The 12289-nt window shown below is 72.9% G+C and carries 11 protein-coding genes; 7 read left to right on the forward strand and 4 right to left on the reverse strand.

Translation table 11 applies throughout. The features are described 5' to 3' along the window. The first annotated feature begins 122 nt into the window (after positions 1-122). The 5 genes from ACPPVO_RS25850 to dpgB all read left to right on the forward strand — a co-directional run bounded on the left by ACPPVO_RS25850 (position 123) and on the right by dpgB (position 4493). Entirely contained in the window at positions 123-344 is a 222-nt protein-coding gene (locus ACPPVO_RS25850; protein ID WP_360390730.1) for an MbtH family protein, read from the forward strand. Positions 345-356: 12 nt separating this feature from the next. Continuing rightward, the gene (locus ACPPVO_RS25855) at positions 357-1172 is read left to right on the forward strand and encodes an alpha/beta fold hydrolase (protein WP_426513729.1); all 816 of its coding nucleotides are present in this window, start codon (positions 357-359) and stop codon (positions 1170-1172) included. Further along, the gene (gene vioD, locus ACPPVO_RS25860; protein WP_426513730.1) at positions 1169-2284 is read left to right on the forward strand and encodes a capreomycidine synthase; all 1116 of its coding nucleotides are present in this window, start codon (positions 1169-1171) and stop codon (positions 2282-2284) included. Before ACPPVO_RS25855 ends, vioD begins: the two co-directional genes overlap by 4 nt. 405 nt (positions 2285-2689) lie before the next feature. Beyond that, a complete protein-coding gene (gene gntD, locus ACPPVO_RS25865) occupies positions 2690-3691 on the forward strand; it encodes a guanitoxin biosynthesis L-enduracididine beta-hydroxylase GntD (protein WP_426513731.1) in 1002 nt (333 codons plus the stop codon). Between the two features lie 121 nt (positions 3692-3812). Continuing rightward, the gene (gene dpgB, locus ACPPVO_RS25870; protein ID WP_426513732.1) at positions 3813-4493 is read left to right on the forward strand and encodes an enoyl-CoA-hydratase DpgB; all 681 of its coding nucleotides are present in this window, start codon (positions 3813-3815) and stop codon (positions 4491-4493) included. A gap of 9 nt (positions 4494-4502) precedes the next feature. Here the strand turns inward: dpgB and ACPPVO_RS25875 are convergent, their stop codons facing one another. After that, positions 4503-5834 (reverse strand): cation:proton antiporter, encoded by a 1332-nt coding sequence (locus ACPPVO_RS25875; protein WP_426513733.1) that lies wholly within the window; start codon positions 5832-5834, stop codon positions 4503-4505. Between the two features lie 196 nt (positions 5835-6030). Here ACPPVO_RS25875 and ACPPVO_RS25880 point away from each other — a divergent pair, with 196 nt between their 5' ends. Both ACPPVO_RS25880 and ACPPVO_RS25885 read left to right on the forward strand, forming a co-directional pair. Further along, a complete protein-coding gene (locus tag ACPPVO_RS25880) occupies positions 6031-6585 on the forward strand; it encodes a hypothetical protein (RefSeq protein ID WP_426513734.1) in 555 nt (184 codons plus the stop codon). 226 nt (positions 6586-6811) lie between these two features. Further along, positions 6812-7891 carry a peptidoglycan-binding protein gene (locus tag ACPPVO_RS25885; RefSeq protein ID WP_426513735.1) on the forward strand — a complete coding sequence of 360 codons (1080 nt, stop codon included), beginning with the start codon at positions 6812-6814 and terminating at the stop codon, positions 7889-7891. A 52-nt stretch (positions 7892-7943) separates the two neighbouring features. On the opposite strand, the gene ACPPVO_RS25890 is transcribed toward ACPPVO_RS25885, so the two are convergent. The 3 genes from ACPPVO_RS25890 to ACPPVO_RS25900 all read right to left on the reverse strand — a co-directional run bounded on the left by ACPPVO_RS25890 (position 7944) and on the right by ACPPVO_RS25900 (position 11852). Next, complete coding sequence (locus ACPPVO_RS25890; RefSeq protein WP_426513736.1) at positions 7944-9143, reverse strand: ABC transporter permease; 1200 nt, start codon at positions 9141-9143, stop codon at positions 7944-7946. Beyond that, positions 9130-10209: a peptidoglycan-binding protein gene (locus ACPPVO_RS25895; protein ID WP_426513737.1), complete on the reverse strand. Its 1080-nt coding sequence runs from the start codon at positions 10207-10209 to the stop codon at positions 9130-9132. Before ACPPVO_RS25895 ends, ACPPVO_RS25890 begins: the two co-directional genes overlap by 14 nt. 152 nt (positions 10210-10361) lie before the next feature. After that, positions 10362-11852, reverse strand: a complete 1491-nt coding sequence (locus ACPPVO_RS25900; protein ID WP_426513738.1) for a tryptophan 7-halogenase — start codon at positions 11850-11852, stop codon at positions 10362-10364. Positions 11853-12289: the final 437 nt, after the last annotated feature.

The following is a 12289-nucleotide window of genomic DNA, read 5'->3' on the forward strand; positions in this document are numbered from 1 at the left end:
TCCGCACGGCCCGTGCGTTGGCGCCCGGATGGGGCAGCCCTGACGCCCGGCTGGCGATCTCTGGCCCGGTCCCCGCACGGCGTGCGAGCGTTTCCGTCAACCGAACCCAACGGGAGGACGCCGTGCGGACCGTCAGCTTCGACTTCGACAACCCCGAGGCCCGCTTCAAGGTGCTCGTCAACGACGAGGAGCAGTACTCGCTGTGGCCGGGCGACCTCCCGGTGCCCGGCGGGTGGGCCGAGACCGGTGTGCACGCCTCCAAGGAGGAGTGCGACGAGTACCTGCGCAAGACCTGGACCGACATGCGGCCCAAGAGCCTGCGCCTCGCCCTCGACGGGCAGTGACGCCCGCCCGTCATGCCCTACCTCTCCAGCAACGGCATCCGGCTCGCCTTCGAACGGCACGGCCAGGGCGAGCGGGTGCTGTTCATCATGGGCTCCTCGGCCGGCGGCCGGGCCTGGACGCTGTACCAGACCCCGGCCGTCGTCGCCGCCGGCTACCAGGCCGTCACCTTCGACCACCGCGGCATCCCGCCGTCCGATGCGCCGCCCGGCCGGTACACCCTCGAGGAGATGGTCGCCGACACCGCGGGGCTCATCGAGGCCCTCCGCGCCGGGCCGTGCCGGATCGTCGCCTCATCCCTGGGATCCCTGATCGCCCAGGAGCTGATGATCCGCCGGCCCGAGCTGGTGCGCTGTGCCGTGCTGCTGTCCACCAAGGGCCGTGCCGACCCGGCGCGCGTCGCCCAGGCCGAGGCGGCCCGGGCCCTGTCCGAGTCGGGCGTGCGGCTGCCCCCGGGGTACCAGGCCGCCGTCACCGCCTTCCAGATGCTCTCCCCGGCGACCCTCGACGACCCGCAGGCCTCCGCGACCTGGCTGGACACGCTGCGCCAGGCCGCCGCCGGACCCGGACCGTCGCCCGGCCACGCCTGGGTCGACATCACCGCCGACCGCCGCGAGGCCCTGCGGAGCATCACCGCGCCCTGCCGCGTCATCTCCTTCGCCGACGACCTCGTCACGCCGCCGTACCTGTGCGCCGAGGTGGCCGCGCTCATCCCGGGCTGCGACCTGGTCGAGATACCGCGGGCCGGGCACTACGGCTACCTGGAGCGCCCCGCCGAGGTCAACACGGCCATCGTCGAATTCCTGGCCAAGAATGAGGTACCCGCATGAGGTTGTCGCCCGCCCCGCTCGAGGACTGGCTCCGCGACTACTACTTCACGGCGCAGATCGACATCAGCTCGAGCGGCGTCGAGCCCTACACGATGGCGCAGCTGCGCGAGCTCACCGGCATCCGCCCGGTCGACATCGACCGGCTGGTGTTCGACGACGGGTACTCCCTGGGCCGCCCCGAGCTGCGCCGGGTCATCGCCCAGGCCTGGGGCGACGGCGACCCCGACAAGGTGATGACCACCAACGGCTCCAGCGAGGCGATCTCGCTGGTGCTCTCGGCGCTGCTGAGCCCGGGCGACGAGGTCGTGGTCGTGCAGCCCGGGTACCACCTGCTCGTCGAGTACGCCGCCGGGCTGGGCTGCCGGCTGCGCACCTGGCGCATCGACCCGGCCAACGGCTGGCGGCCGTCGCTCGACGAGCTCGACGAGCTCGTCACCGACCGGACCCGCGCGATCGTCGTGAACTTCCCGCAGAACCCGACCGGCGCCACCATCACCCGCGACGAGCTCGACCGCCTGGTCGCCATCGCCGACGGGGCCGGCGCCTACATGCTGTGGGACGCCGCGTTCGCGTCCCTGGTGTACGACGCCGACCCTCTCCCGCCGATCTCCGCCCTCTACGGGCGCGGCATCGACTTCGGTACCTTCTCCAAGGCGTTCGGCCTGCCCGGGCTGCGCTTCGGCTGGTGCATCGCGCCGCCGGACCTGCTCGCCGACTGCGTGCGGATCCGCGACTACACCACCCTGCACGTCGCCCCGCTCATCGAGCTGCTGGCGCTGGGCGTGCTCGAGCACGCCGACGCGTTCCTCGCCCCGCGCCTGGCCCAGGCCCGCGGCAACCGTGACCTCGTCGCCGGCTGGGCGGCCGCCGAGTCCGCCCGCGTCGAGCTGCAGCTGCTCGGCGGCGGCGCGGCCACGTTCCCGAAACTGCTCGGCATGCCGAGCACCGACGCATTCTGCGACGACCTGTTCAACCGCCTCGGCGTGCTGGTCATCCCCGGCTCCTGCTTCGGCGTGCCGGAGCACGTGCGGCTCGGCTACGGCGGGCCGACGTCGAGCCTGGTCGAGGGGCTCGAACGATTCTCGACGGCGTTGTCGGAATGGTTCGGCTGAGGCCGGCACGCAATTCTTCGGGTTGCGCCGAGGGCATTCTCCGGCCTTGGCTGGAGTGCCGATGGTGTACCTGTGGCGAGGGGTTGGCGAGCCTTGCCGGTGCCTCGCCGGACCTGTGAACATGGGTGTCGACCGGTCGTTTGTTCACCACCGAGAGAATGGATCGGCTCTTACTCTGACTGACGATGTCGTGCCGTGAACGGCCGCCGTCGCCCGGTTGGGAGTGCGAATTAGCGTTCGCCAGGCAGCGCAGAGCACGAAGTAAGGGTACATGTGCGGATGTCGATGTCGAGGCGTCGGGCTAAATGCTGCCCGCGCCCTTCTGAAACCGGGCCGGCGAGAACATCTCGACGGCGTTTTCCCAGCAATTGCTCCGCCCCCCGTCGAGTGAGGAATGGCATCACCATGGACAGACTGGAGATCGACTCCACCGAGCTCAAGGAAACCAACGAGCTGCTCGACCAGTACGAGACCGAACTGCGCCACCTCGACGCCGAGGAGTCGCTGCACCGGGCCACGGTCCTGGCCCACCAGCTCCCGGACCGGGTCCGCGACCACCTCAACGCCTTCCGCCTCGAGCGCATGTCCGGCGTGCTGAGCATCGGCGGGTACAGCGTCGACGAGGACCGCCTCGGGCCGACCCCGGCGCACTGGCGGGACCGGACCGGTCACTCGTCGGCCCACCGCGAGGAACTGCTGCTGGTCATGTACTGCTCGCTGATCGGCCACCCCTTCTCGTGGGCCACCCAGCAGGACGGCCGGCTGATCCACGACGTCATCCCGATCAAGGGCCACGAGAACGAGCAGCTCGGCTCCAGCAGCGAGTCGCTGCTCACCTGGCACACCGAGGACGCGTTCCACCCGCTGCGCGGCGACTTCCTGACGTTCGCGTGCCTGCGCAACCCGTACGGCGCCGCCACGACCGTCGGCTACATCGACGACCTGGACCTGTCGGACTCGGTCCGGGAGGTGCTGCGGCAGGAGCGCTTCGGCATCCGGCCCGACGAGTCGCACCTGGCCAAGAACAACACCGACCAGAACCTCGACGCGTTCGGCGGCATCGACGACATGCAGGCCGACCCCGAGCGCGTGGCGGTGCTGTTCGGCGACCCGAACCAGCCGTACATCCGGGCCGACCCGTACTTCATGGTCGTGCCCGACGAGGACCCCGAGGCCCAGTGGGCGCTCGACGCGTTCGTCAAGGCGATGGACGGCGCCATGTTCGACATGGTGCTCAGCGGCGGCGACTTCTGCTTCATCGACAACTTCCGTGTGGTACACGGTCGCAAGCCGTTCAAGGCCCGTCACGACGGCACGGACCGCTGGCTCAAGCGGATCAACGTGACCACCGATCTGCGCAAGTCCCGCGGCGCGCGCCCGTCCCGGGCCGACCGCGCCATCCACTGACCGATGCCCGCCGGCCCGCCGGGGACGCCGCGCCTGGAGCGCGCCCCGGCGGGCCGCGGCATTTCGCACCGCCGAGCGGAAGGACGCCGAAAACCATGCAGAGGTACCGCGAGGTGGCACCGTGGTGACGGCGCTGCACCCGACCCGGGGCACCGTACTGACCGTCGTCGTCGACGGCGCCCGGCCGCTGACCCCCGACGCCGTCGCCGTCGTCACGACCGTCTGCGCGCGCGCCGAGGACCTCGGGGGCGCCGCCGTGATCGTCCTGCACGTCACCGGCGTGCCCGGCCCCGGCTGGACCGCCGGGCTCACCACCGAGCTCGTCGGCCGCTGGGAGCAGGCCCTGCGCCGGCTGGAACGCGTGCCGGCAGCCGTCATCGCGCTCGCCACCGGCGACTGCGGCGGCCCGGCGCTGGACGCGCTGCTCGCCGCCGACCATCGCATCGCGGCCGGCCCGGTCCGGCTCGTCCTCGCGGCCGACGGCGGCCTGGCCTGGCCCGGGATGGCCCTGCACCGGCTGGCCCGGCACGCGCCGGGCGCGGCCGCGGTCCGCCGGGCGGCCCTGTTCGGCGGCGCCCTGGAGTCCGCGGACGCCGTGGCGCTGAACTTGGTGCACGAGATGTCCGACGACCCGCGGGCCGCCCTGGCCGCGGCGATCGGCCGGGCCTCGGCGGTGTCGGGCACGGAGCTGGCGGTCCGCCGGCAGCTGGCCCTGGACGCGCCGACGGTCGGCTACGACGAGGCGCTCGGCACCCACCTCGCCGCCTGCGACCGCGCCCTGCGCGTGACCGCGACGGCCTGATCGGCAGCGTTATTTCGCGGCTGTACCGCGAGCGGGGGGCGGGGCCCCCGGCTCGTCCACCAGGACCGGCTCCGGCGCCGCCACCTCTTCGACGGCCGGCGCCACGCCCAGCCGCGGCAGCAGCGGGCCGACCAGCGCGGTGGTGAACACGGCCATGATGACCATCATGGTGAACATCGAGGTGTCCAGCACGCCGAGACTGACGCCGGCGTTGAGGATGATGAGCTCGGTCAGGCCGCGCGTGTTCATGAGCAGCCCCAGCGTCGCCACCTGCCGCCACGGCATCCGCATCGCCAGCGCCGGCGCGCTCGCCCCGAAGAGCTTGCCCGCGCACGCCACCGCCAGGATCGCCGCCAGCTCGAGGTAGTTGCGCCGGGTCAGGCCGCCGATGTCGACGCCGAGGCCGGTGACGATGAAGAAGACCGGCATCAGCAGCCGGCCGACCGTGCCCAGCGGCCGGCGCAGGTGCAGCTGCAGCGCGTCGGCCGGCTGCCGCGGGGTCACCAGGCCGAACAGGAAGGCGCCGAAGATGGGGTGGATGCCGATCCAGGTGGTGACGTACGCGCTCAGGAACACCCCGCCGGCCACGATCACCATGAGGTGCGGCAGCGCGTTGGCCCGCACCAGGCGCCGGAAGAGCGTCGCGAGCAGCGGGCGCACCGCGAGGAGCATCACGGCGACGTACGCCAGCGAGAGCGCCAGGGTCTGCACGAAGGTACCGCTGCCCGAGGCGGTCGCGATCGCCGACACGAGCGCCAGCACGCACCAGGCGAGCAGGTCGTCGACGGCGGCACTGGCCAGCGCGAGCGCGCCGACGCGGGTGTGCATGAGCCGGCTGTCGGTCAGGATGCGGGCCAGCACCGGGAACGCGGTGATGGCCATGGCGGCGCCGAGGAAGAGCGCGAACGCGGTACCGGAGACGTGCCGGCCGTGGACGGTGGAGTGCCCGGAGTACAGCAGCGCCGCCAGCCCCGCCCCGAGCCCGAACGCGAGCACGACCGAGGACAGCGACACCGCCGCCGCGGCCGTGCGGCGCTTGCGCAGCAGCCCGAGGTCGAACTCCCAGCCGATCATGAACATGAACAGCAGCAGGCCGATCTGCGCGATCGCGGACAGCAGCGGCCGCGCCTCGGCCGGGAACAGCCGCCCGGTGATGTCGCCCGGCAGCAGCCCGAGCGCGCTCGGCCCGAGCAGGATGCCGCCGATGATCTCGCCGACCACGGCCGGCTGGCGGAACCGCTGGGCCAGGCGGCCCAGCAAGGCGCCCGCGATGAGGATGAACGCCACGCCGGCTACGGCGGTCGCGGTGACGAGCTCCGCGTGTGATGCCGGGCTGTGCATCGGCCGCCTCCCGTGCCGTAGGTGTACGCGCCCGAGCCTGGCATCGCCCGCGACGGCCGGACAACGCACGACCATCGCCCCGACAACCGAACGCCACCGGCACCCCAGCGCCGGCGTCTCCCTCGAAGTGGGTGGGCCCCGCGCTACCTTCGGGGGTGGCGGCCCCGGCGCCCGCACGGTCGGATGCCGTATGCGCATGTCCCCCCTCTTCGCCGGCCTGGCCGCCGCCGCGCTGCTCGGCGGGTGCGGCGACGGCGGCCCCGGCCCGGCGCCCGGCCCGCTCACCGGCTCCCCGCCGCGCCCCCGCCCGTCGGCGTCGGCCGACCTGCCCGCGGACGTCGACCCGGCCTCCGTGTTCGTGCAGGTCTCCGAGTGCTTCCGCGCCCACGGCCACCCCGACTTCCCCGATCCGGTGCAGGGGCCGGACGGCGGCTGGGGCTTCCCCGTCACCGCGGGCCGCGTCCCGGTGCCGGGCGAGTGCACCGACCTCGCCCGCCGCGCCGAGGAGCTCAACCCGGGCGCGAGAAAGTCCGCCGCCGTCGACCTCGAGCAGCGGCGCGCCTTCGCGAGGTGCATGCGCGACAACGGCGTCGCCGACTGGCCCGACCCGAGCGCGGACGGCACGTTCGCCCTGCCGCCCCGCCTCGCCGATCCGGCCGCGGAACAGCAGTGGAGCCCGGCGGCCACGGGTCCATGCCGGACCCTGCAGCCCGCGGGCGGCCCCGACATCGTCCTGGCGACGGCGCGATGACCGCGGAGGCTCCGAAGGCCGCGGCGGACGGGATGACCGCGGAGGTTCCGGAGGCCGCGGCGGTCGCGATGACCGCCGGGGTCCCCAAAATGGGCCGCCCGGCCTGCCACTATTTGGGGAAGCGCCGCACCCCCGCGCCGGGCGAAGCTGTCAGCATGAGCCAGTCTCGGCATCGCCGGCCCGCCGACGGACGGGGGCGGATCGGGTGAAACGCAAACGTACAGCCGTGGTGACCGGGGTCGCGCTGGCCGGGGTCGCCGGCGCGGGCGCCGTCGTCGCGCTGCTGCAGCACCGTCCGTCCGGCGGCGCCCAGCCGACCGCGGCCGAGGCCCCCGCCGCCACCGCACCCATCGTCACCACCGACGTCCTGCGCCGCCAGACGGTCGGCGGAACCCTGGGCCGCTCCGGCTCGTACACCGTCGTCGCGCCCGCGCCGGGCACCCTGACGTGGCTGCCGGCCACGGGTACCGTCGTCGGCCGCGGCAAGCCGGCCTACGAGGTCGACGGCACGCCCGTCATCCTGCTCTTCGGCGAACGGCCACCGTGGCGGGCGATGCAGTCCGGGATGGCCGACGGGCCCGACGTGCAGCAGCTCGAGGACAACCTGCGGGCCCTCGGGTACGGCGCCGGCGTCACCGTGGACCAGCACTACACCTCGGCCACCTATTGGGCGGTACGCCGCTGGCAGAAGGACTCGGGCCTGCCGGTCACCGGCACCGTCCCGCTCGGCCAGGTCGTGTTCCTCACCGGCACCGTGCGGGTGTCGGGCGCCGACGCGAAGACCGGCTCGCCCGTCGAGCCCGGCGCGAGCGTCGAGCACGGCACCGGCGAGCAGCGCGCGGTGACGGTACAGCTGACGCCCAATCTGCTGGCCGGCGTGCACGTCGGCGACGGCGTCGTCGTGCGGCTGCCGGACGGGACCAGCAAACCCGGCACGGTCACCGGCATCGGCGCCGTGTCGCAGCCGGCCGGCACCGGCGGCGCCGCCGCGAACGCGGGCTCGGGCAGCCAGGCCGCGGCCACCGTCGTCATCACGATGACCGGCGAGATCGGCGGCGTCCTCGACGAGGTGCCGGTCCAGGTGTGGGTGACGATCCAGGCGCACCGGCGGGTGCTGGCGGTGCCGATCCCGGCGCTGCGGGCGCTGCCCGAGGTGCAGTACGAGCTCCTCGTCGCCGACGGCGCCCAGACCCGCCACGTGCCGGTGAAGGTCGGACTGTTCGACGAGGTCACCGGTGTCGTCGAGGTCAGCGGGGACGGGCTCGCGGCCGGCCAGCGGGTGGCGGTACCACCGGGAACGGCTTAACCCACGACGAAGAACGGCCCGCCGGATCGAGGATCCGGCGGGCCGTCGTGTTTCATGCGGTGCGCAGCGCGTCCGTCGGCGGGAGGTGCGCGGCCCGCAGCGCCGGGTACAGGCCCGCCACCGCGCCCGCCGCCACCGACACCAGCAGGCCGCCCCACAGCGCCTCGGGCGGGATGAGCGTCGCCCAGCCGCGGCTGACCGACATGCCGAGCGTGACGCCCGCCCCGATGACGATCCCCGCGACGCCGCCGGCCGCGGCCAGGATCAGCGACTCGGTCAGGAACTGCGCCGCCACGTGCCCGCGGGTCGCGCCCAGCGCCCGGCGCAGCCCGATCTCGGTACGCCGCTCCAGCACCGCGATCACCATGACGTTCGCGATCCCGATCGCCCCGACCAGCAACGCGATCGCGCCGAGGCCGAGGATCAGCCCGGACCCGGACTCCTTGACCTTCAGCTGGGCGGTCAGCGCGTCCGACGGCCGGCTCACCGAGACCCGCGACGGGTCCTGCGGGTTGGCCGCCGGGGCGAGCACCCCCGCCACGTCGGTGACGTTGTCGGTGTCGGCGCGCACGTACAGCCGGCTCGGATGCCCGTTGTAGCCCAGCAGATGCTCGGCCGAGCGGAACGACACCAGCGCCGCCTGGTCGATCTCGGGCGCGAGGGTGAGCGGCTTGAGGATGCCGACCACGGTGTACCAGTGGCCGCCGAGCCAGACCCGGTCGTTGCCGCTGACGTCGTCGATGCCGAGCGTCGTGGCCGCCGAGTAGCCCAGGACCGTGACCGGCGACTCGTCGTCGGCCAGGAACCGCCCGGCCAGCAGCGAACCGTCCAATGTGGTTAGCAGCGACGCGTCGCAGGCCCGCACCGAACGGCCGCCGGTGCGCCCCGCGGGAGTGTGGTCGTTGCGGTACACGTTGACGCCCCCGAGCTTCGCGGTCGGCGCGACGCCGGTGACGTGCGGCAGCTCCCGGACCATCGGCGTCGCCGTCGTCGGCAGGATCTGCTCCGTCCCGCCCGGATCGGCGCCGTTGGCCACGGTCAGCAGGTTGGTCCCGAGCTGGTCGATCTGGGCCAGCAGCGCCGACTGGCTGGAGCGGGTCACGCCGAGCACCGACACGATCGAGGCGATGCCGATCGCGATGCCCAGCCCGGACAGCAGCGCCCGCATCTTGCGTGAGCGCAGCCCCAGCGAGCCGGTCGGCAGCAGGTCGCGGGTGCGCAGGACGCTGCGCGGCACCTCATGCGTCGGCACGCGGCACCTGCACCTTCTGACCCTCGGCGAGCCCGTCGCCGCTGACCTCGGCCAGCCCGGAGAAATCGTCGAACAACCCCGTCTGTACCGTGATCCGCCGGGTCGTCGCCCCGTCCACCACGATGACCTCGTACCTGCCGTCGGCAACCGAGTTCAGCGCGGCGATCGGCACGGTCAGCACCTTGTCGTGCGTGCCCCGGACGATCCACACCTGCACGCCGGCCTGGTCGACGAACCCGGTCGCCTCGCCGTCGAGGCGCACCGTCACCGCCACCGTGTTCTGCGGCTGCCCGCCGCCCGTCGCCGAGGCCGCCGCCGTCGTGGCGCCGATGCCCGCCACCTGGCCGTTGCGGCTCTTGCCGTCGGGCAGAGTCACGACCACCGGCGTGCCGACCTTGATCCAGCCGAGCTGCTGGGTCGGCGCCGCGACGTTCACCGCCGGCTCGTTGCTGGTGGCGTACTCCACCGGCCGCCCGGCCTCCACCTGCCCGCCGAGCTTCAGCTCGAAGCCGCTGACCCGGATCGCCGTCGGCAGGAACGAGATCTGCGCCTGCGCCACGGTCCCGGTCACGGTGACGTGCGTGGCCTGCTGCCAGCGGCGGATCGCGGCCGACGTCGCGGAGGTGAACTTCTGGTCCACGGGCAGGCCCGCGCCGAAGCCGAGGTCGCGCAGGTTCCCCTCGAGCTGTTCGACGTCGACGCCGTCGCTCATGCCGGGGGCGAAGTCGCGCCAGGCGGGGCGGGTGCCGTACAACAGCGTCACCCGCCGCCCATCGACCTCGAAGGCGGCCTCGCCCCGCTGCACCACGGTGCCGATCGCCGGCAGCCACGTGAGCGTTCCCGGCCCGGCGCCACCCACCACATAGGACCCGGCGAAGCCGAGCGTGCCCGAGATGAACTGCCGCTCGGAGATGTTCGCCCGCCGCACGTCCGCCGTCGACGTGCTCACCGACGTCGGCACCGCCGGGCCCGGCGGCGGGGACATCCGCTCGCTCACGACCAGCCCCGCCGCACCGGCGACGCCGGCCAGCGCGACGCCGGTGACGACCTTCGTCGTACGGCTCATGTCCACCACCCAGGCGCGGCGCGACCCGGCGCCGCGCCGGCGGGAAAGTCCACTACGGTCATGCTGACACCATCGCCCGAACCATCACCTGGGCGCTTCCCCCAAAGGTAACCGGACCGGCCGGAAATTTGAGGGGGTGTACCGCCACAGCCTTACGACGCCGCGGTGTACTCCCAGCCCAGCCCGTCCAGCGACGGGGTCAGGCCACCCGGGAACATCGGCGCCTCCTGGGCCGCGTCCTCGCCCAGCAGCGCCCGCATCTGCACCTGCGAGCCCTCGTGCATCGCCTGCTTGACGACCGCCGACTTGAGCATCGCGGCGCTGCCGTTGTTCTCGGCCATCAGCTGGTCGACCGCGGACTCGAGCTCCTCGGTGCGCTCCTTGAAGTGCTGCACGAACGACTCGGCGTCGGTGAGCGCCGACTCGCCCGAGGACACCCCCGCGACCAGTTCGACGAACGACTCGAACTCGGTGCGGTGCTCGTTGCGGGTGACCTGCTTGGCCTCCCAGAAGTACGAGTCCTCGTTGCGGTGCATCTGGTAGAACGACATCAGGAACTCGTAGAACACGCCGTACTCGCGGCGGTAACGCGCCTCGAACTCGTCCAGGGCCGGCTTCTCCTCGACGGTGCCGGCCATGATGCTGTTGATCGAGCGGGCGGCGAGCAGCGCGCTGTACGTCGCCAGGTGGACGCCGGAGGAGAACACGGGGTCGACGAAGCACGCGGCGTCGCCGATGAGGATGAGCCCGGGCCGCCAGAAGCGCGTGTTGTGGTACGAGTAATCCTTTCGCACCCGAATCTTGCCGTAGGTGCCCTCGGTGACCCGGGTCGCGTTCTCCAGGTACTCGCTGATCAGCGGGCACTCGGCGATCAGCGCGGCGAGGGCCTTCTCCGGGTCGCCCTGGACCTTCTCGGCCAGGCTGCGGTGCACGACAGCGCCGACGCTGGTCAGGGTCCGGCTCAGCGGGATGTACCAGAACCAGCCGCTGTCGAACGCCACCGAGAGGATGTTGCCGGAGATCGGCTCGTCCAGGCGCTTGCCGCCCTCGAAGTAGCCGAACAGGGCCAGGCTGCGGAAGTACTCGGAGTACTCGCGGCTGCCGCCCGTGCGGCTGTGCAGCCGGCTGGTGTTGCCCGACGCGTCGACCACGAACCGCGCCTCGGCGACCCGCTCGTTGCCGTCGGCGTCGACGAAGCGCACCCCGTGCACCCGCTCGCCGTTGTCGAGCACGTCCTGTACCGTGCAGCCCTGGCGGACGTCGACCCCCAGCCGGGCGGCGTTGTCCAGCATGATCTTGTCGAACTTGGCCCGCTCCACCTGGTACGCGTACGACGTCGGCGACGCCACCCGCGGCGACACGGCGAACGAGAACGTCCACGGCTCCGGCCGCGCGCCCCACCGGAAGGTGCCGCCCCGCTTGACCGGGAAGCCGGCCTTGGCCAGCTCGTCGGTGACGCCGACCATGCGGCACACGCCGTGCACGGTCGAGGGCAGCAGCGACTCACCGATCTGGTACCGCGGGAACACCTCCTTCTCCAGGAGCAGCACACGCCCGCCGCGCATGGTCACCAGCGACGACAGTGTCGAGCCGGCGGGACCACCGCCCACTACGATCACGTCGAACTCTTCCGAATCCACCACCGGTAAACCTCCAAGCACCCGCGCGGACCAGCCATTTCGCGGGCCGATCGTGGCACGCGGCCGGTGAGCGGCGACACCCTCCGCCAGTTGTGCCCCGCGCGCACGCCACCGTGGCTCCAGTCGGCCTCCTTGCCGCTTTTCTGCTTCCGGTCGCTTTACGGCCTCTTCGCTTTCCGGCCGCGCCTCGTTGCTTCTGGCCGGGCCGTGGCGTTGGCCGGCTGGAGGCCCGATCGCGCTGACCTGACGGCGCTCTGGTGACGCCTTCCGGGTACCGCCGGGCCCGTGCCAGCGTCGAGCCTGTCCCGCGCGCGGCAGTCTTCGCCTGCCTGCGCGGCGGCGCGCCCGGCCTTGCCGCCGCGGTTCCTGCTCTGTCTGGCATTCCGCCGGGTGTACCGCCGGTCGACGGGCCGGCCGATCGACGAGGACGGTGCGACGCG

Source organism: Dactylosporangium sp. McL0621, assembly GCF_049995355.1.
Taxonomy (GTDB): Bacteria; Actinomycetota; Actinomycetes; order Mycobacteriales; family Micromonosporaceae; genus Dactylosporangium.

Coding starts and splice junctions, on each gene's coding strand:
- vioD (WP_426513730.1), top strand. CDS start 1,169: ATGAGGTTGTCGCCCGCCCCGCTCGAGGACTGGCTCCGCGACTACTAC.
- ACPPVO_RS25880 (WP_426513734.1), top strand. CDS start 6,031: ATGTCCCCCCTCTTCGCCGGCCTGGCCGCCGCCGCGCTGCTCGGCGGG.
- gntD (WP_426513731.1), top strand. CDS start 2,690: ATGGACAGACTGGAGATCGACTCCACCGAGCTCAAGGAAACCAACGAG.
- ACPPVO_RS25855 (WP_426513729.1), top strand. CDS start 357: ATGCCCTACCTCTCCAGCAACGGCATCCGGCTCGCCTTCGAACGGCAC.
- ACPPVO_RS25875 (WP_426513733.1), bottom strand. CDS start 5,834: ATGCACAGCCCGGCATCACACGCGGAGCTCGTCACCGCGACCGCCGTA.
- ACPPVO_RS25895 (WP_426513737.1), bottom strand. CDS start 10,209: ATGAGCCGTACGACGAAGGTCGTCACCGGCGTCGCGCTGGCCGGCGTC.